We start from the raw sequence: 23,473 nt of genomic DNA, 5'->3' as shown, positions 1-23,473 counted from the left end.
ACGGTCTCCTTTTCAAATGGGAGACCGTTTTTGTTTGCTTTTATTTAAAGTCTTTAGCTAATTCTACGAATTCCTTCAGTATTCCAACACGCATAGAAGCATCCGGATTAACCGTTTGACAGGCAGCTAAGTCTGCTTTAATCGTCATTAACATCCCAGCTTGGTTAAAAGTGAGTCCCGCTTCTTTCATTAAGAATTCTACCATATGGTCATTTGCCATCACAATGGCTTTATTAGTAGTTTCCCCATAGCCATATGTGTAAAAGGCTTCAGCAGTTTCAACTAATGGACCTGAATGTGGGTAATCCTTCATGACTTCTACGGTGACATGAGCTTCGCCACCCGCCTCAACACCACAGCCCCAAACTTCACCATCACCCATTGAGGCATGCATATCGCCTATCGCAAGTAAGGCTCCTTCGGTATAAACTGGTAAATACACGACTGACCCTTCTGAAATCATCGTATTATCCATATTCCCACCATGAGGTCCTGGTGTACCTGTTGTGATTCCTTCATCAGCATTTGCTATTCCAATGACGCCAATCATTTTATTCAGCGGAAATTCAACACCTTGGAATTCAAAACTACCTTTATCTTCGTGAATAGGACAAATGACTGTTTGTTCTTCCTCAATTCCTTTGGTGAACAGTTTATTTAAACCAGGTGCTGAAACAACGACACCGTAATCATTCAATTTAATCGCATTAATTGTTACTTTTAGCACATCCCCTGGCTGTGCTCCTTCAATGTATAAAGGTCCCGTAGCAGGGTTTACTTTATTAAAGTCAATTTCACTAATAACATCTGATTCTGTTTTAATGGTATCTGAAAAGCAATCTTTCGTTTCAAATATCACTTGAGCTCCGCTTTTAACGGTCCCAACGGCTTGGTTTTCTTTATCCATACTATAAATAACATTGTCTTTTGAAATTCTCATGTTTATCCACCTTTCAAAATCATTATTATCCATATCATAGCAGACTCTAATCAAAATGACAGAAAAGTCCCTGTGGTGACAGTGAATAATGATTAAACATCCTGTTTTACCACTTTAAACACTTTTATTCTTAAATTATTCAACATTTTAACCAAATAATTTACTTTTTACCATTGCCTTTAAACGATTTATGGCTTAATCTTAAGTATATAAGAATATCACTAAGGAGAGAAAATCATGAGTGAATTAATCACTGTCAAACAATTAGCAGATAAGTTGGGTGTTCCTAAAAGTAAAGTATCCTACCAAAGTCGAAAGCTAGATGATAGTCTCATTCTTCAACAAAATGGCACTAATTACTTAACTGAACGTGCACAGTTATTAATTACTCAAGCTATACACGACCTGATGAATCCGCCTACGGCTGAAGATGTCGCAGAAAAAGCTACTGAAGAAGTGGAAACTGATACAGAAACTGTTGAATCGGTTGAATCTGAACAGTCTGAGCAGTCAGCTCAAACTAAGTCATCTGAACAAACCGAACAAACTGATGAAACTAATGAAACTGACTCAGAAAAAGATGATGATGAAGACGAAGACCAAGACTCTTTATCTAAAGAAACAAGTCAAGAAATGATGGATCTACTATATGAGTGGATTGATAATCTAGACGATCAAATTGAAGTAAACCAAGAACAATTAGAGGTTTATCACGATCAATTGAAAGCTAAAGATGAACAAATTGAAAAATTAACGCAATTATTAAATCAATCTCAACAGTTACAGTTACAACAGCAACAACAACAATTGAAACTGGTTGAAGACATTGAGTTTGAAAAGAGCTTGACTTGGTGGCAAAAGCTTTTTGGTAAGAAATAACCACTGTATAAAGTGTTTAAACACTATCTAAATGCACTTATCTTCATTATTCTGTAAAAATAAGCCCTGACTTCCAAGGAAATCAGGGCTTATTTTTGTTATTCAATTTTATCCAACTAATTTACTATCATTCACTAACTCAGCTGCTCCTAAAAGCGCCGCATCATTACCTAATGATGCAATAACTATTTCAGTCTTTCCTTTAAGTGCTGGGAAGATATAGTTATCGCAATGTCTTGCGACTAATTCACGTAGATACTCTCCCGCTTGTGCTACCCCTCCACCTAAAATAATTTTAGACGGGTTTAACATGTTCACGATATGTGAACAACCTAAGCCGAGGTACTCACCAAACTGTTCAACCACGTGTTTAGCAAATACATCATGTTGTTCTGATGCTTCAAAGATGTCTTTCGCACTCAGTTCTTCACCATTATCGATACGTTGTTTAATCTTAGAGTCTCCACTATATTCTTCAGAGTACTCACGTGTTAGATTCATCAATCCTGTCGCTGAAGCTAATGCTTCTAAACAGCCAATTTTTCCACAAGTACAAGCAATACCACTATCTTTATCAATCGTCATGTGGCCAATTTCACCTGCTGCTCCTGAATTTCCGTGAACGATTTGACTATCAACAATAATACCGCCACCTACACCTGTTCCTAAAGTCACCATCACAACATCGGAAGCATTATCTCCTGATCCATGACGTTGTTCACCTAAAGCAGCAATATTAGCATCATTATCCAAGTAGAATGGTAATTTAAAGGCTTCGATAAATTGTTCTCCGACATTTTGAGTCTCCACCCAGTTTAAATTATATGCGCCTGTTACTGTTAAATCGATATGATTAACCGTTCCAGGGCTTCCCATACCAATACCTAAAAAGTCTTCTGTTGTTAATTGATATAAATCCATTCTTTCTTGTATTGATTCAATCAGATTCGGAACAATTGCCTTCCCACCATTTAAAACTACTGTATTTACCGACCATTTTTGGAGTATTTCTCCATTTGTCGATACAATGGCTAATTTTGCTGATGTACCCCCTAAGTCAATTGCGATAATTTTATCTTTCGTCGTCATCATTACTCCTCCATCTTTAACTGATATATTTCACCCACTAAATAATTCTCTAGAATGATAATGCTTACTTTATTATTGTATCAAAATTTCCTTGAATAACCACTCAATAGAAAAGAATAATTACTTTTTTTTGCAAAATTAGGCTTTGCCACCTAAAATGCTCCAATGATAACTGACGCAATCACATTTAATACACCTGCAAGTAACATGACTTTTACTGGATCTACTTTCCATTTCATAAGTAAGAAAAGACAGATTCCGAAGATGATAACCGCTGTGATCTTAATCGTCTCAATGCCCATCACTTCAGTTCCCCAAAAAGATGTCACTAAAATTGAAACACCTGCCGTTGCAATCATAGCGACGACTGCGGGACGAAGTGCTCTAAGCACATATTGTAAAACATCCATCTGACGGTATTTCATATATAGAAAAGCCAAAATTGTCACCAATATAACTGAGGGAAAAACTGAACCAAGTGTCGCAGCAACTGCCCCAAAGACACCCGCAATTTGAGTTCCCACAAAGGTAGCTGAGTTAATCGCAATCGGTCCCGGCGTCATCTGAGAAATGGTAATTAAATCTGTGAATTCTTGTAAAGTCAGCCATTGATGTGAGTCAACAATTTCTGCTTGAATTAAAGGTAAAGCCGCGTATCCTCCTCCAAAACTGAAAGCACCCACTTTTAAAAAGCTGACAAATAATTGCCAATAAATCATTGAGTCATACCTCCTTTATTGCGGTTAAAGAAAAATTGAATTAATCCAATACTAGCTGCCACTAGAATAATTAACATCACATTGACATTGAAAATATAATTAGCAATAAAGGCGATAAACATCGTTGCAATAAGGAGTGGACTTTTTGTGTTGGTCACTTGTTGCCCCATTCCAATCACCACCGCTGTGATTACGGCACCAACACCCGCTTGCATCCCTTCAAGCATTAAGGCGATGAAAGTATTTTCCCGGAAAGCATCATAAAATAATGCAATGAGAGATATAATCGCGAATGGAGGAATGATCGTTGCGATTACAGCGGTTAATACTCCAAGCATCCCAGCTAATTTATAACCAACAACGATGGCTCCATTCACGGCAATCGCACCTGGAGCTGATTGTGCAATCGCGACTAAATCTAACATCTCATCTTCATCGATCCAGCCATAATCATCTACAAACGTTTTTTTCATTAGAGTGATAATGACATAGCCACCCCCAAAGGTAAAGCCACTTAACATTAAGGTTGATAAGAATAATTGCTTTAATATTTGCCCTTTTGATTGATTTTCATTTATCTTCATATAATTCTCCTTCAATCATCTTTGTAGTTATCATATTAGCTTAAACAGAATAAAATGTGAATTAAATGATTTTAGACAACAAAAAAGCTAAAGTGAATATATCACTCTAGCTTTAGTTTATTCTTAGTATGCTGGGTTGAATGAAACGTGAACATGGTCATAATGGTTGGCAGTGATACTTCCACGGTCTTCCATCGCTGTCCATTGTTGGTTCCAATCTCCATAAATTTGTTGTTCCCAAATAACGTATGAGATATCATTTTCTGCCATACTATTGATTGAGTAATTAGCAATGTCATCTCCCACTTGAGATCCAACAGGTACCATAAAGTCAACGGCTAATCCTGCACCATGATCTTGTGTGTCACCTGGACGGTAAAGACTGAATGAATCGATACCATAGATGGCTGCAACTTCTTCTTTATAAGCTGCTGCATGTGGCTGTAATCCAGCGTTTTCTGGGTTAGCTGTTGGGTCTATTGCTGGTTCTTCATAAACTGGCTCTTCGTATACTGGTTCCTCGTAAACAGGCTCTTCATAAACAGGTGCTTCAGGTTCCACGTATGCTGGCTCCTCTTCAACTACTGGAGTTTCTTCTACTGGTTCCCAAGCTTGACCATTTTCGTCTACGGTTAAATCAGTTTCGTAAGTTGGCTCTTCATAAACTGGTTCCTCAACTGGAGCTTCTTCTACTGGTACTTCTTCGTAAACAGGTTCTTCGTAAACAGGTGCAGTTTCAGCTGGAACTTCTGTCGCTGGTGCTTCTGTATAAGCAGCCTCTTCGACAACTGGAGCTTCTTCAACAACTTCTGTTTCAACAAGTGCTTCTTCAACCGGCGCTTCTACCGCTGGCTCTTCTTCTACCCATGCTGGAACTTCTTCAATAATTGTATTTGATGGTGCAGCACCACCTGCTGATGATTCCGTTTCTGTTTCTGAAACTGTTTCTTCAGGAACAATAACTTCTTCAACAACTTCTGTTTCTGTTTCAGCTTCAGGCATTGCTTCTGGAGCAACTTCTTCTACTTCTGGAATATCTGATAAGTTGACTGGAATACTTACTTCTAAAGTATCTCCATTTGGTGCATCAACTGTTAAGTTGCTTGCGCGGTCATTCGCATCATATTGAGCTGTTAAAACTGTCTCAGGGAAGATTAAGTCAACATCTTCAATATTATTAATTTCTGCTAAATAACGTGATTCAATATTCATCGCTTCAGAAATGACACTCAATGTATCTCCGTATTTTACTGTATAAGATAATTCATTTTCTTCAGTCACAACGATTTCTTCAAGCACTTCTTCTAACTGGCGAGCTTGCCATGTAATATTTGAATCAATCGCCATTGCGATTGGGCCATGTGACATCAATGCTAAGATTGATGATCCAAGCCATAATTTCTTTTTAAAGTTCATATATAAGTTCACCTTTTTTTAATTTATTTTTTTGACATGAACTACTTTAGCATAGTCAATTCTGGAAGCCAATGACATTTCAGCCATTTAAATGAACTGTATTTTGTCTGTAACATAACACTTGCGTGTACATTTGATTGTAACAATTGACCCTATTCTAATAGCTTTTTGCTTGCATACGTTTGCAACCAACCTTACACTATTGTACAATACTCCATAGATTACAACATTAAAAATACGGGGAGCTTTTGAAAGTAGAGCTGAGAGGAATGTAATATTCGACCCGCTGAACCTGGCTGCTTGCAGTGTAGGGATCATAATTTGCCTTAAAAGCGATTGGCGGAGATGACCTATACTGGATATCTCTGCCTTTTTGTCTATTTAAAATGAAATTAGAGGAGTGAGAACATGAAATCATCGAGAACCCAAAAACTTGTCTTAGCTGGTATTCTTTCTGGATTAGCCGTAGTTGGAAGTTTGCTTTCTTTCCCAATTCTAGGCTCGCGAGCGGCACCCGTTCAACATATTATTAACATCATCTGCGCTGTGCTTTTAGGTCCTAGTTATGGCGTTGCTGTCGCTTTTATCGCCAGTCTATTACGGAATTTATTCGGTCTAGGTACTATTATGGCCTTTCCTGGAAGTATGATTGGTGCCTTTTTATGTGGCCTAATCTTTGCTAAAACAAAAAGTCTTTTCCTCACTAGCCTAGGTGAAATAATTGGAACCGGAATTCTAGGTGGACTTGTCGCATGGCCACTCGCTATTTTATTTTTAGGGGAAAGTGTTGGAACGCTAGCCTTTTACGCTTATGTGATTCCTTTTCTTATTTCTACGATTACTGGAACGGTGATTGCCGTTGGGATTATTAACATACTTAAACAAAATGGCCGCATCAATTGGCTAGAAAGGAGTGACCGACCGAATGATAGAGATTAATCATTTATGGGAAAAAGTTCGAGAAGCCAATCCACTTGTGCATACGATTAGTAACTTAGTCAGTGCCAATGACTGTGCTAACTTACTCCTGGCCGTAGGGGCGAGTCCAATCATGGCGAGCGCTATTCAAGAGATGGAAGATATTACCCGAATTAGTCAGGCAACAGTTTTAAACTTAGGCACACCCAATGATTCAAAATACGCCACCTGTACCAAAGCCGGCGTATACGCAAATAAATATGCCCATCCTGTGATTGTCGATCCCGTCGGCATTGGGGCGAGCCTTTATCGAAAAGAAAAAGTCACACAACTTTTAAAAGAAGTTCAACCAACCATTATTAGAGCCAATGTTGGAGAAGTCCAAAGTTTGTTAGGGTCTAAAAGCCAAGCACGAGGCGTTGATAGTTTCGCTCAATCCCATTCTGATGATGGACAATCAGATGCCGTCGTCTTAGCCCAACAGTTGGATTGTGTTGTCTTGATGACTGGAAAAGATGACTTTGTTACCAACGGTACTCACTCTTACTTAATCGAAGGAGGTAGCTCAATTCTCACCAAAATTACTGGAACAGGTGATATGCTTTCTGTCCTATGTGGCGCTCTATCCAATGTGACTGACCCGCTAACAGCTGCGCTTAGCGCTTCCTATAGTTGGAAAGTCATAGGTAAACTGGTTAAAGAAAGTTCCGCAGGTTTGGGTCAAGCACACAGACAACTCTTCGATTATGCTAGTCAAATTGAACAAATTACCAAAATTCAACATACCGTGACGATTCACGAATCAGGAGGCCGTAAACATGTCAATTAAACCTGAACAACTCACCTTATATGCCATTACCGACCGAACTTGGTTAAATGGTGCTACCTTAGAAGACCATGTCAAAGAAGCTCTCGAGGGGGGCGCAACGATTTTACAGCTTCGAGAAAAGACTCTTTCTGAAGCAGAGTTTCTTGAACAAGCTAAACGATTAAAACCTTTATGTCAGTCATACAATGTCCCATTAATTATCAATGATCGCGTGGATATTGCCCTTGAAGCTGATGCTGATGGCGTTCACGTAGGTCAAAACGATATGCAAGCCGGTCAAGTCCGCGAAAAATTAGGCACAAATAAGTTACTCGGTGTATCTTGCCGAACGGTTGAACATGCTTTAGCCGCTCAAGAGCATGGTGCTGATTACATCGGCGTTGGAGCTATGTTTCCCACTCAAACAAAGACTGATACTGAGCCAGTTTCAATTAAAACACTTAAAGCCATTTGTCAATCCGTAAACATTCCCGTTGTTGCTATTGGTGGCGTTACATTATCGAATGTTTCTCAGTTACAAGATACTGGTATTGCAGGTATTGTCGCCATCAGCGCGATTTTTGCTCAAGATGATATTCAAGAAGCGGCACACAATTTAAAAGAAGCTGTTTCAAACTTACTTTAAGGAGGTAATATGTATGAAAACTGTATTAACCATTGCTGGAAGCGATTCGAGTGGAGGCGCTGGCATTCAAGCAGACTTAAAGACGATGATTAGTCATGGGGTTTATGGCATGAGTGCGATTACTGCTTTAACTGCTCAAAATACTTTAGGTGTCACTGATGTCTTAGAATCAACGCCCGAATTTTTAGCTGCCCAGCTTGATGCTGTGTTCACAGATATTTACCCCGATGCGGTTAAAATTGGAATGGTCTCAAGTGCGCCGTTAATTAAAGTCATTGCGGATAAATTAAATGAGTACGACGTGCCTTTAGTCGTAGTAGATCCTGTCATGGTGGCAACCAGTGGTTCTGCTTTGATGGAATCCGACGCAACGGAAACACTTAAGCGAGAATTACTACCCATCGCGACTGTTCTCACACCAAATATCGACGAAGCTGAAGCCTTATCTGGCCTTAATATTAAAACCCATGACGACATGGTCACAGCTGCAAAACATATTGGCGATACTTACCATTGTACCGTCCTTTGTAAAGGTGGACACCGTCAAACGGATGCCAATGATGTTTTATATCATGAAGGAGAGATTCACTGGTTCAAAAGCGAACGCGTGGATAACCCAAACGCCCATGGAACAGGTTGTACTTTAGCAAGTGCTATCGCATCTAACTTAGCGAAAGATTTTGATTTAATTACTTCTATTGAACGCGCAAAAGCCTATTTAACTGACGCCTTAAAAGCGGGTCTTAATCTAGGTAAAGGGTCTGGACCTTTAGACCACGGCTTTGATATCCATTCTAAATACAGTGAGATGAATAATCATGACCTTACATAAAATGAAGTTAAACGCAGAGCCTTTTGATATGATTAAACAAGGTGAAAAAACGATTGAACTCCGTTTAAATGATGAAAAGCGTCGCCAAGTTCAAGTTGGTGATCAAATTATATTTGAGCACTTAGATGATTTAACACAAACAATTCAGGTGGATGTGATTGCTTTACATCCGTTCCCTTTTTTCGAGGAACTATATCAGGCTCTTCCTTTACTAGAATGTGGTTATACTTCTAATAATGTGGAGACCGCTTCTCCGAAAGATATGGAAGCTTATTATTCATTGGAGCAACAAGCGCACTATGGTGTTCTTGGGATTGAAATTAGTTTGTCTGATCATTTTTCTTAATCTTGCTCAGCTCCTATATATTTTCTGTTATAATATCTAGACAAAGGAGTTGTTCGCTTTTCCATGTTAACGATCATTATTTTAATTTTAATCGCCCTGTTGGGCTACACCCTTTTTCATCAATTCAATGCCTTTCGCCATATTCAAATTCGCGAGAATCATCAGCGATTATTTTATGCAACGCCTGTGATTATTGCGATTGTATTTCTAGAGGTTGGATTCGAATTTGGTGAGACTTTTATTCAATACGCCTTATTTATTTTAATCGCTATTAATTTTGTTGCGATTCCTTTTACGTCAGGCCTTTCAAAAGATTTTATCTATTATAAGTCTAATAAAAGGGGTCTCGCCGGTTTCATTCCTAAAAGTAAAGCTTTAACCGACGTTATCGGGAGTCAGATTGAAAAAGAGGATGATTATTTTACTGTTGATTTTTCTTTTGAAAAGGAGATTATCAGTTTACGTTTTTCAAATGAACAATTTGACGCTGTACATCAAATAATTTCACGTACATAAAAAGCCAGGCACTCGCCTGGCTTCTTTTATTAGAATAGATTTGAAAGTAAACCTAAGAAATTGTGCACCCCGGCCATAAATAAAAACATCGTGACCGGTTTAAATATCAATTGGATGATGACCATTCGCTTGTAAGTCAAATCACTTAAGCCACTGATCATGATGAATAACTCATCTGGCAATCCTGGTACTACAAGCACCACCGCAAGTATCCACTCAATGTAATAACCTCTATCTAAATAACTCAAACCTTTTTCAACTAATTTTTCATCTAAAAAAGCATATAGAATTGGCTGCCCGAAGCGTTTCGCCAACCAAAATAATATCAATGACCCGAGAAAATTCGCTGAAAACGCCAAAATAAAGCCCAGTAGTGGCCCAAATGCGGCATAAGCAATCACACTCCCGAGCCCGCCGGGAACGATTGGATACACGGTATTGATGATAGATAGAAGGAAAAAGACAATCGGTGCGAATGCCCCAGTTTTCTCGAGTCTTTCTTGAAGAATTTCTGGATGATTAAATAAGTCAATTTTGAAAAAATAGGCAAATATGATGAACGTAATCACCGCTCCGACAATGGCTACCCACTTTAACACTTGCTTATTTCTTTTGAAAAACATAATATCTTTTGACAGTGGTGCCATATCCATAAAACCTACCCTCTCTGATTGAAACAAATCGTCTTTTATTAACTTTACAGTATTATATTTATAGCTAAACTTCATAGGGCTAAAGGACCAAGTTTTATCATCCGCCTAATAAAAAAAGAGAGCCACGCTCTCTTTTCGCTATAATAAACATATCATAAATCATCAGATGATTATAGGATAAATTTGGCAAAAATATGGCCATCCGGGTGTGGATGGCGGGAGGTTGGGTTTTCGTTTCTACAATCTATAAAACTGCTTCACATTTCCTGCCTTCAACAAATCCTCCACGGTCTGCGTCTTCGAATACATCGTTAAAGCGTGGATGACATAAGCAGCAGCTCGCGCATCTTCAAGAGCATTATGATGATTAAATTCAAATTTTATTTGCTGGCATAAAGATTTTAAACTGAAACTTGAAAGCTTTCCGCGCCATAAATTACGGGCCAACTGACAAGAATCAAAATAATCCATGCCTAACTCCGGGAGTCTGAATTTTTCATTGGCTGATCGAATCACGCCTCGGTCAAATTGAGTGTGACTCACAACTGGCGCGTCTCCCACGAATTCTTGAAACCGACCAATAACTTCATCATACGCCGGTTTTCCTTGAACTTGTTCGGGTGTTATTCCGTGAATACGAATATTGTTCGGTGCAAAAGATGTCAGTGGATCAATTAATTCATAAAAATGTCTAACCATAATTCCGTCAACAACTTTTACTGCCCCAAGCGAACAGGCTGACCACCGCTGACCGTTAGCTGTTTCAAAGTCAAATGCAACATATTCCATTGAATAACCCCTTCCTTATGATCTTAATCTCCATATCAGTATATACACTTCTTACCGCTCGTCAAGTCACAAGTTTTAAAATATTCCACTTGCTTATGCGAACATTTGTTCGTATAATAGACTCAAGGTTTTATCAAAAGGAGGATTATAATGGGAAACATTCAGTATGATAGAGAACCTAAATCTGACATAGCTTTCATTGATATGAAATCCTTTTACGCCAGCGTTGAGTGCGTGGAACGTGGCCTCCACCCCCTCTATACTTCTTTATGTGTGATGAGTCGAGCAGATAATGCAAACGGCTTGATCCTCGCCTCTTCACCAACATTTAAGAAAGTTTTCGGAAAGGATAATGTGGGGAGAAGCTATGATTTACCTTTTAATATTCAGACAAGACGGTTCAATTACTATGTCGCTAAACAGCAAAATTTGCCAATAAATCGTGAGTATGTTCGCTTTATTGAGAGTTGGGCACGAAAAACACTCATTGTTCCTCCAAGAATGAGCTTATATATTGAGAAAAATATGATTATTCATGACATTCTCCAAAATTATGCACCTAAGGAGGAAATTCTGCCCTACTCTATTGATGAAAGTTTCATTGATTTAACACGTTCGCTAGATTATTTTGCCAAGCGAAAAAATATCTCTCGCCGTGCTAAACTCGATGGAATTTCCGAACAAATTCAACGAGAAATTTGGAAAGCAACTGGCGTTTTTTCAACAGTCGGTATGAGTAATGCAAACCCTCTTCTTGCTAAATTAGCTCTGGACAATGAAGCAAAATACAACCCCAATATGCGCGCTAATTGGTCTTATGAAGATGTCGAAACGAAAGTCTGGAACATTAAAGAACTCACTGACTTTTGGGGAATCGGTCGGCGAACAGCAATTCGACTTGAACGTATGAAAATTTACTCGATTAGAGATCTAGCTAACAGTAACCCGGAACTACTCAAGCAAGAGTTTGGCGTTATTGGTCTGCAACTCTGGTTTCATGCTAACGGAGTGGATGAAAGTGATGTGCGTTACCCTTATAAAGCCAAATCCAAAGGTTTAGGTAACTCACAAGTTCTGCACAAAGATTATTATAAGCAATCTGATATCGAACTCGTCTTAAGCGAAATGGCTGAGCAAGTAGCAATCCGTTTGCGTAAAGCTCATAAAAAGACAACCAGTGTGGCAATATCTATTGGCTTCTCTCACACTGCTGAACGGTCATCCATTCATGTTCAAAGAAAAGTCGACCCCACTCAAAATACAAAAGTGCTCATCGGTCATGTCATCGGTCTTTTTCGTTCAAAATATAATGGCGGTGCCGTTCGAAATATTGCTGTTCGCTATAATAATTTTGTCGATGAGAGATATGCTTTTATATCTTTATTTGATAATTTTGAACAAGTCGAAAAAGAAGAAACCCTTGAAAAAACAATTGATGATGTTCGTGAACGATTTGGCTTCTTGTCCGTGCAACGTGCAACTGTACTTAAAGAAAACTCCAGAAGTAAAGCGCGTAGTCAACTTATCGGTGGCCATGCGGCAGGTGGCGCTGGTGGCTTGGATGGGTTAGCATGACAGTTGATCGAAGCTATCTTCCTTACCGTTCTGCTCGGAATTATCAAGACCGGAAGATGGCTAAATGGATGGGCTTTTTCCTATCAGAACACACCACCGCGCTCACAACTGAAGCCGAGACGATTGATTTTAGCCAGTCGCTCCCTTTAGGCGAGAAGCTGCTCTTACTCAACCAATTGTATCTGCAAAGGTTACCTGGTATTTTCCAATTCATACAGGACGAAAAGTCCAAAGAAATACGCGGGAAAATTGATTCCGTACAAGCCGATCAAGTTGGTATACAAAGTGAGGATGCTCACTACTTTATATCTATTAAACACATCATATCAATCAAATTAGAGGAGGAATTGGATGATGGATTCTAGAAACATACAGAATAGTAGTGTTCAATTCGATTATTTTAGTGAGAATTTTATGCGATTTGAACAAGATTTTAATGCTTATTCAAATTTGGTCGTCCCTTTAACATTTATGGTCGATGACATTCTTTTTACTATGAATGAGTCACAAACCAATTACTTTAAGCTCCCCGCAATGAAAGCAAAAGATAATAAAAATCATTACTTTATCTTCAGAGTGAAAATGCAAGAAAGCAATTCGCAAGTCCGCATTTATGAATATATTCGACACACCTCATCCTTTTAAATGTCACTTTAATGTAGCTCATCTTCTCATAAAAAATATAAGCGACAAAGTATCTTATTATCTTGATACTTTGTCGCTTTTGTTATGCTTTTCGGGGGGTGGGTCGGGAAGCTGCGGTGATTCGCCAGCTCGGGTGGACGAGCTGGTGGAGTTGGACTGGATTCGCCAGCTCAGATGCGCGAACTGGCGAAGTTGGACTGGATTCGCTAGATCAGATGCGCGAACTGGCGAAGTTGTCTTGGATTCGCCAGCTCAAGTGGGCGAGCTGGAGAAGTTCTCTTGCATTCACTAGCTCAGGTGAGGGAGCTGGCGAATCCTTCTGTTTCTGCATTTACAAATTATTTTTCCATCTACTATAAATACTTTTTATAAATTCCTTGTTATTTAAACCTGAATATGCTAATTTTAAAGTGCCAGGAAACGCTTACAAAGCCAGTTAAAATTACTAGGAGGAATAGAAAATGGGTCAAACTTTTACTGTTGAATGGGATTGGGTAACAAAGTTTGTTAAAGATGTCTTTATGGCTTATGGGATTCCAGAAGAAGATGCGGATATTTGTACAGATGTGCTACTTGCGTCTGACCGCAAAGGGATTGAATCACATGGGGTAAACCGCTTTAAACCAATTTATCTTGATCGAATTAAAGCGGGTATTCAACATCCGGAGACGAATTTTGAAGTTGTTCGTGAAACACCGACAACAGCAGTTGTGGACGGACATGATGGGATGGGACAAGTCATTGGATATAAAGCCATGCAGATGGCGATCGATAAAGCGAAAGAGTTCGGAATGGGTATGGTTGCGGTTCGAAACTCAACTCACTACGGAATTGCGGGTTATTACACAGATATGGCCGCAAAAGCAGGTTGTATCGGCATGACCGGGACGAATGCGCGCCCTTCAATTGCGCCTACTTTTGGAGTTGAGAATATGTTAGGTACAAACCCACTCACACTCGGTTTCCCAACCGATGAGGATTTTCCATTTTCATTAGACTGTGCGACTTCAATTAGTCAACGCGGAAAGATTGAATATTACGCACGTATTGGTCAAGATACACCTGCAGGAATGGTGATTGGTCGTGACGGAAAAGCAATGACTGACTCGCCTGAAATTCTAGAAGCGTTAGTTAATGGTCAAGCAGCGCTAGCACCACTTGGGGGTATCGGTGAAGAACTCGCTGGATATAAAGGTTATGGTTATGCAACTTTTGTAGAAGTATTATCAGCTGCCCTACAACAAGGAAACTTCTTGCATATGTTATCAGGCATTGGGGAAAATGGCGAGAAACAGAAATTCCATCTAGGACACTTCTTTATTGCCATTGATACCGAAGCTTTCGTTGGTTTAGACAGCTTCAAGAAGACAGCTGGAGATATCTTAAGAGCTTTAAGAAATTCAGAAGTGGCGCCAGGTGAAGAACGCATTTATACTGCCGGTGAAAAAGAACACCTTGTGTGGTTAGAGCGTAAAGATACAGGCTTACCTCTAAATGAAGGGGTGCAACAAGAAATGATCGCTATTCGCGATGAATTAGGCTGGACAGATTACAAATTGCCATTTGAATAAGCATTAAAGAAGGGGAGCAATCCATGCTCCCTTCTTTTTATAAACTCAAATTCTTTAAAGCGACTGCTAAATCTTCAACAGCCATTTGACCGGGAGCAGATGCTTTTCCTAAAGAACCGAAAGTTGCTGCAGAGCCAAATGCTTCGCCAGCAAGGCGACTAACCATTCCTAAATTACCCATAGACATTGTTATCAATGGAACATTAGCAAATTGCTGACGCCGATGAGTGGCTTTTAAAAGCGTTAAAACATCTTCGGGCGTTTGTGGCATAACAGCTATCTTGCAAATATCTGCCCCTTTACTTTCCATCAACTCAAGACGACGAATAATCTCTTCCTCTGGAGGTGTTCGTTCAAAGTCATGATTACATAGCACCACATAAATCCCTTGACTGCGACACTCTTGAATAAGACAGTCTAACTTTTCTTCTGGGATAAATAACTCAATATCTAATAAATCAACGTGTCCTTCATTAATAATTTCTTGATAAAGGGCAACATATTGCTCATAGGATAGCTCGCGTTCCCCACCTTCTTCAAAAGTACGGAAGGTAATTAACAACGACTTATTCACCAGCTGTTTGACAACTTTAGAAAGTTCGCTCACTGCGCCCGATTTTTCCACATCTTCATAAAAATCAATGCGCCATTCCACTAAATCACCTGATGACTCACCTGCCTCTTTTGCATCTTTAATAATCTCCGCACGAGTTTTACCAATAATCGGTACAATTATTTTAGGTCTCCCTTGACCAATGGATACATTATCTATCGTCACTCGCTTCATCTTCCGCCCTCCCTTACTTGATGTAATTATCTCTACATTTGATAATAGCTTATACAGAAGCAAAAAGCTAAAAAAACCAATGAACCTTCCCGAGATCTATTGGTTTTAATTTTAAATATTATTTTGTCGCATTGCGAACACTGTCCGCAACGACTTCTGCTACTTTAGGGTTAAAGGCATCTGGAATAATATTATCCACACTTAACTCTGATTCTGGAATCACACTCGCAATTCCTTGAGCTGTCGCAATTTGCATTTCATCTGTAATATCACTAGCGCGTGCATCTAAAGCTCCACGGAAAATACCAGGGAAAGCTAGAACGTTATTAATTTGGTTAGGGAAATCGCTACGCCCCGTTGCGACGATAAATGCGCCACCTTCCTTCGCTTCATTCGGCATGATTTCTGGTGTTGGGTTCGCCATCGCGAAGATAATCGGCTTTTCATTCATCGTTGCAATCCATTCTTTCTTCAACACGCCTGGCGCTGACACACCAATGAAAACATCCGCATCTTTCACAGCTTCTTGTAAATCCCCTTTCAAGTTATCAAGGTTTGTTAAACTCGCTAAGTCTTTGTGCCGCTCATCTAAAGCAGGATCATCTAAAGCAATCATACCATCGATATCACAGACGATAACATTTTTAGCACCTGCGGCTAACATTTTCTTAGCAATTGCCGTTCCGGCAGATCCACCACCATTGATAATGATTTTTGCTGACTCGATTTTCTTATCAGCAACTTTCAATGCATTGTATAAAGCACCTAATACGACAATCGCTGTCCCATGTTGGTCATCGTGGAATACTGGGATATCCAATTCTTCTTTTAAACGTCTTTCAATTTCAAAACAACGCGGTGCAGAAATATCTTCTAAGTTAATTCCACCAAAAGAAGGAGCAATTGCTTTAACATGTGAGATAATCTCTTCAACGTCTTGTGTATCTAATGAAATTGGAACAGCGTCCACATCTGCGAACGCTTTGAATAAAGCAGCTTTCCCTTCCATCACTGGAATCGCAGCTTCAGGTCCGATATTTCCTAGTCCTAATACAGCTGATCCATCAGTGACAACTGCGACTAAATTACGTTTCGTTGTATATTTATAGACATCTTCTTTATTCTCCGCAATCGCTGAACTAACTGCCGCCACACCTGGTGTGTATGCTACGGATAATTCTTCCATATTTGTAATGGATACTTTAGGATTAACCTCAATCTTCCCGCCTAGTTCCTCGCTTAATCTAAGAGCTTCTTTCCTCACGTCCATGTATCTTGCTTCCTTTCTATGATTGAACTCTACTCATTACCACTCTGCATTCTCAAGTTCCCACTCTGTCCAAGGATATGGTGCTACTAAAATCTCCTCGCCTGTTTCAGGATGTGTGACTGTTATCACAGTTGTTGTTAAATTATTTTGATGCCTAAAACCCTCCACATGAAAATACCCATTACTATCAGCTACGGCATTTTCCATAGTTGTAGCATAACCATTTACATGTGTTACTTTCACTTCAGCATTCGGGTAAGTATAACCTTCGACATATCCTTGATCCACAAAATATCTTTCAAGCGTTAAGTAGCCTGACTCATGTTCGAGTGCTGTTGGACGGTATTGGTAAATACCTAATTCCATCTCATACACATTCTGACCACTCTCGTTCAAGACTTTTATCGTTGGTGGAGTTCCAATAGTTGCATTAGGATCAACAGTGAAATAACCAGACGAATCTGGTGTCGCAGCAAAAACAGCTGACATCTCATCTGTGAAAACATTTTTTGTTGTCACTTCAACAGAATAATTTGGATTAATAAAACCCGAAACAACTCCCTCTCCTTGATAGACCGGTTCGATCGCAATCGTTTCGCCATCTCCAACTGATGTAAGGACCCAGGCTACAGGTGGAACATCCTTGCGTCGCGGTGAAAGCATGCGCCAATCATGTGGTAAACTCCAATCAGACGACGCACTAGATTCTGTATTGCCTGTGAGTTCCTCATAAGTTTCACGAGTCGTGTATTCAGCATACTCACCTACAGGTTTTTCTAAATCCCATTTAATCATACTTAAAGTGCCATACTTATTGTAGAAGAAATAAAAAACATAATCTGTACGATGTGCAGATAGTTCTTGAACGACCACTGCTGTATTTACATTTATATCTCTTGCTATCTCATCTGATGGATAGACCGCGAATGTTTGAGTAGCATTATCTTCTAAACGCCCATTAAATTCCCTAATCAATTTAACATGTGTAGCATAGGCATTATATTCATTCTCGTAAATGGTTGGCTGCCCACCATTTTTCTTAACAATAAACTTCTCTTTACCCTCATGATAAAAGCGCATTTCCTCAGGTAATTCCGAAAAATCAACCGCATATGGATATAAATCCGCTTCATCACTCTCGTCCGTTTGACTATTCAAGTAATTAGTTAAATACTCAACTAGCTCAAGTGATTGTCCGGTAGAATGATTCCCGTCAATTCCGTAACTCGATAATGATCTCGTTTCTCCAGTTTCTAGAATCCTCGCTTCTTCCTCACTCAAATATGCATCCACTTCTTCATAAGAAAAATCTTGCGTAATCCCCATCATAAAACTTTCAATGACCTCTTCACGCTGCCCCTCAAGTGATTGAGCATGTCCAACTTCTCCCATAGAAATGAAAAACAATAAACTAAACCCCACCATCAGCTTCATCAATCTCTTCATCATCGCTACCGTCCTTTATGTGTATTGGTATAAATATTATATATAGTTTTATTATAGCATGTTAGGAAGCGCTTTAGTATTTAGATGTTTTATATATAAAAAACGCATTTAGAAGGTTGTGAAAATCTTCTAAATGCGTTAATTCGAATTTATAATTCAAATACTTGTTTTAATTTTTTGACACTGATGAATTATCTGGATTAGTCTCCATTATATCTTCCATATAATCCCACCATTTTTGGTTAATTTCTGTACTTTCAGATTCTGCCCATCTTTTTTCATCTTCAATTTCTAAATACCCAAATAAATAATTAGTGTCAGAATCAAGAAATATTGAATAATTAACCGCTCCATATTCTGCGAACATTTCTCTCATTTCAGGCCATAATTGATTATGTCTTTTTTCATACTCTTCTTGTTGTTCTGGATAGACCTTCATTTTAAAAAGCTTTTTTAAACATATAATCTCCTCCTATTTACAGATAAATATACAACCATATATTTTATGCATTTTCATTTTCTAGACGATAACCATATATAGTCGGGATTCCACCGAAAATGAAGTAAAGAACAGTTAACCAAATTGATACATTTTTCATACTTTCAACAGAATAAGTTCCGTTAAAAGTAAACACTGCAAGAACAACCATAATAATTAAGAAGATATACGATATCCATTTCATCGCCTTCAAAGGTGTAGGTAGAGGCGGAGTATTATTCTCATCAATCGGATTCTCTTCTTCATTAACGATTGAGATTGCTTCTGCAACTTTTTTATCTTCTTCTACCTAACTTAGGTATAATCCAATGCTCAGCAAGAACAATCGCTCCAATGGTTGGAACCACGAGAACAATAACATTAACAATTACCATAAATATGATAGCTTCCGAAGTTGGATATTCAAATACAACTTACTTTTATCGGAAATTCAAAGAACAGTTTGGTTACCTTCCAGGAAATGAAAGAAAGACACGCTGAACCGTTAAGAGCAAAATATTGGAGACTAAAAAATAACGCACGTAGTAAAAGGGAACTCCTCTTCTACTACGTGCGTTATTTCACAATTATATAATACTTATGTAATTAGTTTTATTTTATTATATCACATTTCTTTAAATCTATATCTTTTAAACTCTTTTCAATTCTTTTAAATCCTTCAACTAGCTTAGCTTCTGGGCAACCAATATTCAATCTTAGGAACTGACCTCCATTACCTCCATAAACTTCTCCATCCATGATTGCAACTTTACCTATGTTAATTAATCTCTCCTGAAGCTCTTCCATATTCAATCCTAAACTTGAGATATCAACCCACATCAAATATGTCGCTTCAGTAGGAACTATTTTTACACCTTCATAGTTATTTGTAAAGAATTTTTTCACTAGATTTTTATTTCCCTCTAAATAAGTATTCAAATCATTTACCCATTTTTCTGAGTTATTATAAGCTGACATTGTCGCTTCCATACCTAAAATACTAGTAGATGACAGACCATCTTTATTTTTTAATTGATACAAAAACAATTCGCGATCATCAGAGTTAGGTAACATCAGATATGAAAATATTAAACCCGGAAAATTAAATGTTTTACTACCAGAAGTAACTAAACCTACTTGTTCTGTAGTTATTTTTGTAATTGGAATATGTTTAAACCCTTTACTAATCACATCCATATGAATCTCATCACTAATCAAAAAGACCTCATGTTTTTTACAAAGATCTACAATACGAGTTAACTCTTCTTTTGTCCATACTCTTCCAGTTGGATTATGTGGTGAACAAAATAATAAAATAGTATTATTTGGATCTGCTAATTTCTTCTCTAAATTTTCAAAATCAATACTATAATAATGTTCTTCATAAGTCAGAGGATTCTCAACAATTACGCGATTATTACCTTTTATTGTCTTAAAAAACGCATCATAAGCAGGTGTTTGAATAATAACACCTTCGCCTTCATTTGATTTCATCTGAATAAGTTGCGCTACGCTATAGATAACCGATGGACTATATAATAACCAATCAGCATCAGGTAAGAAATCAAACCTTCTTTCATACCAATTAAGAACAGACTGTTGGAAATCACCATTGTTCCAACGTGTATAACCAAAAACTTTATGAGACATTCTTGAGTATAAAGCCTCTAAAACTTCTTCTGGTACAGCAAACTCCGTATCAGAAATAGTAAAAGGCAGTAAATCTTCTTGCCCAAATCGATCTGCAACATAATCCCATTGTGTACAGTAAGTACCACGACGGTCAATCAATTTATCGAAATCCACAATATGCCTCCTACAAATAAGATTCTAATTCATTTCGAACACTTGTTACTTTTGTTCCAATAACAACTTGGACATTTCGTTTGTCCAAATGAATCACTCCTAAAGCTCCCAACTCTTTAAGCTTCTCATCATCAACAATAGTGCCGTCTTCTAACACGAGTCTTAATCTAGTGACACAATTATCCAATGAAGTAATGTTTTGACTACCGCCTAAAGCATTTAATATACCTTTAACATCGAATCCTGTATCTTTAGAATAATTTAATTCCTCAGATGTGTACTCTGTGTCTTCTCTTTGAGGCGCTCGCCCTGGTGTTGGTAAATTCTGTTTAGTAATAACAAATTTGAATACGCTATAATAGATGATAAACCAGATTGCTCCGATAATTAAAACCATCCACCAACGAGTATAGCCACCTTGCATAATTCCGAATATTAAGAAATCTAGTAACCCACCATCTGTGTTACCAATTAATACACCAACTAAGCTCATCACTAAGAACCCAGCACCTGTCATGATCACATGGAAAATCCATAATAACGGGCTGATGAATAGGAATAAGAACTCAATCGGTTCTGTAATTCCTGTAACCGCAGTGGCAACAACACCTGAAATTAAAAGACCTTTGATACGTGCTCTATTCTCCGGTCGTGCAACTTGATACATTGCCAAAGCAGCACCTGGTAAACCAAAGATAAATGTTGGCATTTTCCCTTGTGAAAGGAAAGCTGTAGCGGCACCCGATATTGCTTCTCCTGAATTCAGTTGAGCAAAGAATATATTTAAAGCTCCGGAAACTGTCTCACCATTTACTATTTCAGTTCCACCAGCATCTGTGAAGCGAATCATAGCGACTAAAATATGATGTAAACCAAATGGTAATAATAAGCGTTCCCCTGCACCAAATAAGAACGGACCAAACACGCCAGCTCGTTGGATTAATCCACCTATACCTTGAATTACGAAAGCAAATGCTGGCCAAATAATAGGTAATGCTATCCCAACTAGTGATAAAACTAATGATGTGATAATCGGAACAAACCTTACTCCTGAAAAGAATGCAAAACTGTCAGGTAATTGGATATCATAGAACCGTTCGTGTAGGTAGTAGACTATGACACCTACAATAATCCCTCCAAGAACTCCAAGTTCCAGTGTTTGAATACCAAATACCATACCTTGACCGGCTTCTCTTAAAACATCTGGATCAGCAAGACTCGTTGTTTCAGATAAATAAAAATTTATTGTAAGGATCATTACCGTATATCCTACAAATCCTGAAAAAGCTGCTACTCCTTTCTCTTTTCGAGCTAAACCTAAAGGTATAGCCATTGCAAACATCACAGGTAAATATGTAAACGCAAACCCACCAACTGTTGATAAAAATCTCAATACAATTTGAAGTATCTCATTGTCAAGAAACGGCATGGCTTCGATTGTAGATGCGCTAGAAAATGCACTCCCAATTCCTAATAATAATCCCATAAACGATAAAAGTGCTACTGGCAACATGAACGTTCTACCTAATCCCTGTAGAAACTCCATAAAACTAGGACGATTCTTTTTTTCCATAAAATATAACCCCCTCATAATATATAAGCGCTTTCTTAATTTAAGTATACTTTATTAATTACAGTTAATGAGGAAATTACAGCCCTTTGTATGAGCTTGCAGCGACTTGTAAGGCCTTTCATCATTTTATACAAACTCACTATATTTTATTGTTAGGTACTCTATAATCGCTACCATCGCAACACGCGAGCTAATATCTGCTTCTTTGTAATACTTCACAATAGATGGAGCATAAATACAATGATCAACTTTTTCTTCTAATCTTGAATCAGCTGTCCCGATAATTCCAATCATAGTAACTTTGTTTTCACTTAAATTTGTAGCATATTCAATGATATGCTTTGTCTCTCCACTTAAGCTAATGAGGATCGCTAACTCTGATGTCTTTTGGATTTTGGATTTTCGACTTAAGTCATCCCAATCAACATAAGCGTTTGCATTTTTTCCCAAGGATAATAATTTTCTCGATAAATCAATTCCAATTGTTAGGCTGGATCCTACACTATAAATCTCTATGTTGTTTGCTTTATGAATCTGGTCCAATATCACTTCAAAATTACTTTCTTCTAAGAAATCAAATGTTGCTTCTATTTTTTCAATAATACTATTTTGAAAACTCGTTGCATCTAGCGATTGGTTTGAAAGCTTCGAATTATTCCGTAATTCCTGAAGGAAAACAAATTTTAATTCTTGAAAGTTTTTAAAGCCCACTTTTTTTATTGTTCGTGAGATTGTTGCTGTAGATACATATGTAATTTCAGAAATTTGATCAAGTGTTCCATTTACAAAGGTCTCTGGACTCGACTTCATAAATTTGAAAACAACTTTTTCTAATTCACTTAATTCATTTGCTTGCTTCTCTAATTTATATAATAATTCATCCATTCAAACCCACCTTGTATTAGTATTCTTTAAAAACATTATAACATTATCTATAAATGGAAAACGTACTACAACTACAGGAAAGATAATTTTATAGGTTTTGATTTGTCAAATTAAGCTAGACAAAACTGTTTCATCTAAGTAACTCAAAAATACTTCCAACGGTGTTCGGTAGTGTAAGGATTTCCGTGGAATCGTGTTCCGTTTGTGTGCAATCGATGACACAAAGCTTTGGTCTACTTGATTAAAGTCCATTCCTTTTGGCAGTCCGTCTCTGCGTAATAAACCATTGGAATTCTCATTCA

26 protein-coding genes and 2 pseudogenes are annotated in these 23,473 nt (G+C 38.1%); 12 read left to right on the top strand and 16 right to left on the bottom strand.

Features of this window, described 5'->3' with window-relative positions; all coding sequences use genetic code 11:
- Positions 1–40 precede the first annotated feature (40 nt).
- Entirely contained in the window at positions 41–940 is a 900-nt protein-coding gene (locus tag FEZ33_RS07300; RefSeq protein WP_138404746.1) for an acetamidase/formamidase family protein, read from the bottom strand.
- A 237-nt stretch (positions 941–1,177) separates the two neighbouring features.
- Here FEZ33_RS07300 and FEZ33_RS07295 point away from each other — a divergent pair, with 237 nt between their 5' ends.
- Positions 1,178–1,819, top strand: coding sequence for a hypothetical protein (locus FEZ33_RS07295; protein WP_138404745.1), 642 nt, complete (start codon positions 1,178–1,180; stop codon positions 1,817–1,819).
- A gap of 108 nt (positions 1,820–1,927) precedes the next feature.
- Here FEZ33_RS07295 and FEZ33_RS07290 read toward each other — a convergent pair whose 3' ends face one another.
- The 4 genes from FEZ33_RS07290 to FEZ33_RS07275 all read right to left on the bottom strand — a co-directional run bounded on the left by FEZ33_RS07290 (position 1,928) and on the right by FEZ33_RS07275 (position 5,627).
- Entirely contained in the window at positions 1,928–2,908 is a 981-nt protein-coding gene (locus FEZ33_RS07290) for an ROK family glucokinase (protein WP_138404744.1), read from the bottom strand.
- Between the two features lie 152 nt (positions 2,909–3,060).
- Positions 3,061–3,627, bottom strand: coding sequence for a chromate transporter (locus FEZ33_RS07285; protein ID WP_138404743.1), 567 nt, complete (start codon positions 3,625–3,627; stop codon positions 3,061–3,063).
- Entirely contained in the window at positions 3,624–4,211 is a 588-nt protein-coding gene (locus FEZ33_RS07280) for a chromate transporter (protein ID WP_138404742.1), read from the bottom strand. The genes FEZ33_RS07285 and FEZ33_RS07280 overlap by 4 nt, the downstream gene beginning before the upstream one ends.
- Before the next feature lie 123 nt (positions 4,212–4,334).
- Positions 4,335–5,627: a LysM peptidoglycan-binding domain-containing protein gene (locus tag FEZ33_RS07275; RefSeq protein WP_138404741.1), complete on the bottom strand. Its 1,293-nt coding sequence runs from the start codon at positions 5,625–5,627 to the stop codon at positions 4,335–4,337.
- 408 nt (positions 5,628–6,035) lie between these two features.
- On the opposite strand from FEZ33_RS07275, the gene thiW reads away from it, so the two are divergent.
- The 6 genes from thiW to FEZ33_RS07245 all read left to right on the top strand — a co-directional run bounded on the left by thiW (position 6,036) and on the right by FEZ33_RS07245 (position 9,693).
- A complete protein-coding gene (gene thiW, locus FEZ33_RS07270; protein ID WP_138404740.1) occupies positions 6,036–6,566 on the top strand; it encodes an energy coupling factor transporter S component ThiW in 531 nt (176 codons plus the stop codon).
- A complete protein-coding gene (gene thiM / locus FEZ33_RS07265; RefSeq protein ID WP_138404739.1) occupies positions 6,553–7,374 on the top strand; it encodes a hydroxyethylthiazole kinase in 822 nt (273 codons plus the stop codon). The genes thiW and thiM overlap by 14 nt, the downstream gene beginning before the upstream one ends.
- Positions 7,364–7,999 carry a thiamine phosphate synthase gene (gene thiE, locus FEZ33_RS07260; RefSeq protein WP_138404738.1) on the top strand — a complete coding sequence of 212 codons (636 nt, stop codon included), beginning with the start codon at positions 7,364–7,366 and terminating at the stop codon, positions 7,997–7,999. The genes thiM and thiE overlap by 11 nt, the downstream gene beginning before the upstream one ends.
- 13 nt (positions 8,000–8,012) lie before the next feature.
- Positions 8,013–8,831, top strand: a complete 819-nt coding sequence (gene thiD, locus FEZ33_RS07255) for a bifunctional hydroxymethylpyrimidine kinase/phosphomethylpyrimidine kinase (protein ID WP_138404737.1) — start codon at positions 8,013–8,015, stop codon at positions 8,829–8,831.
- A complete protein-coding gene (locus FEZ33_RS07250; RefSeq protein WP_138404736.1) occupies positions 8,818–9,177 on the top strand; it encodes an ASCH domain-containing protein in 360 nt (119 codons plus the stop codon). The genes thiD and FEZ33_RS07250 overlap by 14 nt, the downstream gene beginning before the upstream one ends.
- A 63-nt stretch (positions 9,178–9,240) precedes the next feature.
- The gene (locus FEZ33_RS07245) at positions 9,241–9,693 is read left to right on the top strand and encodes a hypothetical protein (protein ID WP_138404735.1); all 453 of its coding nucleotides are present in this window, start codon (positions 9,241–9,243) and stop codon (positions 9,691–9,693) included.
- A 29-nt stretch (positions 9,694–9,722) separates the two neighbouring features.
- On the opposite strand, the gene FEZ33_RS07240 is transcribed toward FEZ33_RS07245, so the two are convergent.
- Together FEZ33_RS07240 and FEZ33_RS07235 are read right to left on the bottom strand one after the other, a co-directional pair.
- Positions 9,723–10,346: a TVP38/TMEM64 family protein gene (locus FEZ33_RS07240; protein ID WP_171031323.1), complete on the bottom strand. Its 624-nt coding sequence runs from the start codon at positions 10,344–10,346 to the stop codon at positions 9,723–9,725.
- A gap of 237 nt (positions 10,347–10,583) precedes the next feature.
- Entirely contained in the window at positions 10,584–11,135 is a 552-nt protein-coding gene (locus FEZ33_RS07235; RefSeq protein WP_138404733.1) for a 3'-5' exonuclease, read from the bottom strand.
- Positions 11,136–11,285: 150 nt separating this feature from the next.
- On the opposite strand from FEZ33_RS07235, the gene FEZ33_RS07230 reads away from it, so the two are divergent.
- The 4 genes from FEZ33_RS07230 (at position 11,286) to FEZ33_RS07215 (ending at position 14,926) form a co-directional block, all read left to right on the top strand.
- Positions 11,286–12,710, top strand: a complete 1,425-nt coding sequence (locus tag FEZ33_RS07230) for a Y-family DNA polymerase (RefSeq protein ID WP_138404732.1) — start codon at positions 11,286–11,288, stop codon at positions 12,708–12,710.
- Positions 12,707–13,075 (top strand): DUF2642 domain-containing protein, encoded by a 369-nt coding sequence (locus tag FEZ33_RS07225; RefSeq protein WP_138404731.1) that lies wholly within the window; start codon positions 12,707–12,709, stop codon positions 13,073–13,075. The genes FEZ33_RS07230 and FEZ33_RS07225 overlap by 4 nt, the downstream gene beginning before the upstream one ends.
- Positions 13,065–13,355: a DUF5960 family protein gene (locus FEZ33_RS07220; RefSeq protein ID WP_138404755.1), complete on the top strand. Its 291-nt coding sequence runs from the start codon at positions 13,065–13,067 to the stop codon at positions 13,353–13,355. Before FEZ33_RS07225 ends, FEZ33_RS07220 begins: the two co-directional genes overlap by 11 nt.
- Before the next feature lie 461 nt (positions 13,356–13,816).
- Positions 13,817–14,926, top strand: a complete 1,110-nt coding sequence (locus tag FEZ33_RS07215) for an Ldh family oxidoreductase (RefSeq protein ID WP_138404730.1) — start codon at positions 13,817–13,819, stop codon at positions 14,924–14,926.
- 37 nt (positions 14,927–14,963) lie between these two features.
- On the opposite strand, the gene aroD is transcribed toward FEZ33_RS07215, so the two are convergent.
- The 5 genes and pseudogenes from aroD to FEZ33_RS07190 all read right to left on the bottom strand — a co-directional run bounded on the left by aroD (position 14,964) and on the right by FEZ33_RS07190 (position 19,112).
- The gene (aroD, locus tag FEZ33_RS07210) at positions 14,964–15,713 is read right to left on the bottom strand and encodes a type I 3-dehydroquinate dehydratase (RefSeq protein WP_138404729.1); all 750 of its coding nucleotides are present in this window, start codon (positions 15,711–15,713) and stop codon (positions 14,964–14,966) included.
- A gap of 118 nt (positions 15,714–15,831) precedes the next feature.
- Positions 15,832–16,983 carry an NAD(P)-dependent malic enzyme gene (locus tag FEZ33_RS07205; RefSeq protein WP_138404728.1) on the bottom strand — a complete coding sequence of 384 codons (1,152 nt, stop codon included), beginning with the start codon at positions 16,981–16,983 and terminating at the stop codon, positions 15,832–15,834.
- Positions 16,984–17,019: 36 nt separating this feature from the next.
- Entirely contained in the window at positions 17,020–18,432 is a 1,413-nt protein-coding gene (locus tag FEZ33_RS07200; RefSeq protein ID WP_138404727.1) for a hypothetical protein, read from the bottom strand.
- Positions 18,433–18,578: 146 nt separating this feature from the next.
- Positions 18,579–18,868 (bottom strand): annotated as a pseudogene (rhaM, locus tag FEZ33_RS07195) (L-rhamnose mutarotase).
- 64 nt (positions 18,869–18,932) lie between these two features.
- The gene (locus FEZ33_RS07190) at positions 18,933–19,112 is read right to left on the bottom strand and encodes a hypothetical protein (protein ID WP_138404725.1); all 180 of its coding nucleotides are present in this window, start codon (positions 19,110–19,112) and stop codon (positions 18,933–18,935) included.
- Between the two features lie 149 nt (positions 19,113–19,261).
- Between FEZ33_RS07190 and FEZ33_RS12990 the strand changes: the two genes are divergently transcribed.
- On the top strand, positions 19,262–19,408 hold the full coding sequence (locus FEZ33_RS12990; RefSeq protein WP_138404724.1) for an AraC family transcriptional regulator: 147 nt from the start codon (positions 19,262–19,264) through the stop codon (positions 19,406–19,408).
- A gap of 111 nt (positions 19,409–19,519) precedes the next feature.
- Here FEZ33_RS12990 and FEZ33_RS07180 read toward each other — a convergent pair whose 3' ends face one another.
- The 4 genes and pseudogenes from FEZ33_RS07180 to FEZ33_RS07165 all read right to left on the bottom strand — a co-directional run.
- Positions 19,520–20,716 (bottom strand): MalY/PatB family protein, encoded by a 1,197-nt coding sequence (locus FEZ33_RS07180; RefSeq protein WP_138404723.1) that lies wholly within the window; start codon positions 20,714–20,716, stop codon positions 19,520–19,522.
- A gap of 7 nt (positions 20,717–20,723) precedes the next feature.
- Positions 20,724–22,286 carry a maltose/glucose-specific PTS transporter subunit IIBC gene (gene malX / locus FEZ33_RS07175; RefSeq protein ID WP_138404722.1) on the bottom strand — a complete coding sequence of 521 codons (1,563 nt, stop codon included), beginning with the start codon at positions 22,284–22,286 and terminating at the stop codon, positions 20,724–20,726.
- A 126-nt stretch (positions 22,287–22,412) separates the two neighbouring features.
- The gene (locus FEZ33_RS07170; protein ID WP_138404721.1) at positions 22,413–23,171 is read right to left on the bottom strand and encodes a MurR/RpiR family transcriptional regulator; all 759 of its coding nucleotides are present in this window, start codon (positions 23,169–23,171) and stop codon (positions 22,413–22,415) included.
- Between the two features lie 105 nt (positions 23,172–23,276).
- Positions 23,277–23,473, bottom strand: a pseudogene (locus FEZ33_RS07165) (IS30 family transposase); the annotation flags it as partial.

Origin of the sequence: Ruoffia tabacinasalis (genome assembly GCF_005864045.1) — a bacterium.
Taxonomy (GTDB): domain Bacteria; phylum Bacillota; class Bacilli; order Lactobacillales; family Aerococcaceae; genus Ruoffia; species Ruoffia tabacinasalis.
This window is presented reverse-complemented; position numbering and strand designations above follow the sequence as displayed.

Excerpts from the sequence above, each read along its gene's own strand:
- FEZ33_RS07300 (WP_138404746.1), bottom strand. The coding sequence starts at position 940 with ATGAGAATTTCAAAAGACAATGTTATTTATAGTATGGATAAAGAAAAC.
- FEZ33_RS07295 (WP_138404745.1), top strand. The coding sequence starts at position 1,178 with ATGAGTGAATTAATCACTGTCAAACAATTAGCAGATAAGTTGGGTGTT.
- FEZ33_RS07290 (WP_138404744.1), bottom strand. The coding sequence starts at position 2,908 with ATGACGACGAAAGATAAAATTATCGCAATTGACTTAGGGGGTACATCA.
- FEZ33_RS07285 (WP_138404743.1), bottom strand. The coding sequence starts at position 3,627 with ATGATTTATTGGCAATTATTTGTCAGCTTTTTAAAAGTGGGTGCTTTC.
- FEZ33_RS07280 (WP_138404742.1), bottom strand. The coding sequence starts at position 4,211 with ATGAAGATAAATGAAAATCAATCAAAAGGGCAAATATTAAAGCAATTA.
- FEZ33_RS07275 (WP_138404741.1), bottom strand. The coding sequence starts at position 5,627 with ATGAACTTTAAAAAGAAATTATGGCTTGGATCATCAATCTTAGCATTG.
- thiW (WP_138404740.1), top strand. The coding sequence starts at position 6,036 with ATGAAATCATCGAGAACCCAAAAACTTGTCTTAGCTGGTATTCTTTCT.
- thiM (WP_138404739.1), top strand. The coding sequence starts at position 6,553 with ATGATAGAGATTAATCATTTATGGGAAAAAGTTCGAGAAGCCAATCCA.
- thiE (WP_138404738.1), top strand. The coding sequence starts at position 7,364 with ATGTCAATTAAACCTGAACAACTCACCTTATATGCCATTACCGACCGA.
- thiD (WP_138404737.1), top strand. The coding sequence starts at position 8,013 with ATGAAAACTGTATTAACCATTGCTGGAAGCGATTCGAGTGGAGGCGCT.
- FEZ33_RS07250 (WP_138404736.1), top strand. The coding sequence starts at position 8,818 with ATGACCTTACATAAAATGAAGTTAAACGCAGAGCCTTTTGATATGATT.
- FEZ33_RS07245 (WP_138404735.1), top strand. The coding sequence starts at position 9,241 with ATGTTAACGATCATTATTTTAATTTTAATCGCCCTGTTGGGCTACACC.
- FEZ33_RS07240 (WP_171031323.1), bottom strand. The coding sequence starts at position 10,346 with ATGGATATGGCACCACTGTCAAAAGATATTATGTTTTTCAAAAGAAAT.
- FEZ33_RS07235 (WP_138404733.1), bottom strand. The coding sequence starts at position 11,135 with ATGGAATATGTTGCATTTGACTTTGAAACAGCTAACGGTCAGCGGTGG.
- FEZ33_RS07230 (WP_138404732.1), top strand. The coding sequence starts at position 11,286 with ATGGGAAACATTCAGTATGATAGAGAACCTAAATCTGACATAGCTTTC.
- FEZ33_RS07225 (WP_138404731.1), top strand. The coding sequence starts at position 12,707 with ATGACAGTTGATCGAAGCTATCTTCCTTACCGTTCTGCTCGGAATTAT.
- FEZ33_RS07220 (WP_138404755.1), top strand. The coding sequence starts at position 13,065 with ATGGATTCTAGAAACATACAGAATAGTAGTGTTCAATTCGATTATTTT.
- FEZ33_RS07215 (WP_138404730.1), top strand. The coding sequence starts at position 13,817 with ATGGGTCAAACTTTTACTGTTGAATGGGATTGGGTAACAAAGTTTGTT.
- aroD (WP_138404729.1), bottom strand. The coding sequence starts at position 15,713 with ATGAAGCGAGTGACGATAGATAATGTATCCATTGGTCAAGGGAGACCT.
- FEZ33_RS07205 (WP_138404728.1), bottom strand. The coding sequence starts at position 16,983 with ATGGACGTGAGGAAAGAAGCTCTTAGATTAAGCGAGGAACTAGGCGGG.
- FEZ33_RS07200 (WP_138404727.1), bottom strand. The coding sequence starts at position 18,432 with ATGATGAAGAGATTGATGAAGCTGATGGTGGGGTTTAGTTTATTGTTT.
- FEZ33_RS07190 (WP_138404725.1), bottom strand. The coding sequence starts at position 19,112 with ATGAAATGGATATCGTATATCTTCTTAATTATTATGGTTGTTCTTGCA.
- FEZ33_RS12990 (WP_138404724.1), top strand. The coding sequence starts at position 19,262 with ATGGTTGGAACCACGAGAACAATAACATTAACAATTACCATAAATATG.
- malX (WP_138404722.1), bottom strand. The coding sequence starts at position 22,286 with ATGGAAAAAAAGAATCGTCCTAGTTTTATGGAGTTTCTACAGGGATTA.
- FEZ33_RS07170 (WP_138404721.1), bottom strand. The coding sequence starts at position 23,171 with ATGGATGAATTATTATATAAATTAGAGAAGCAAGCAAATGAATTAAGT.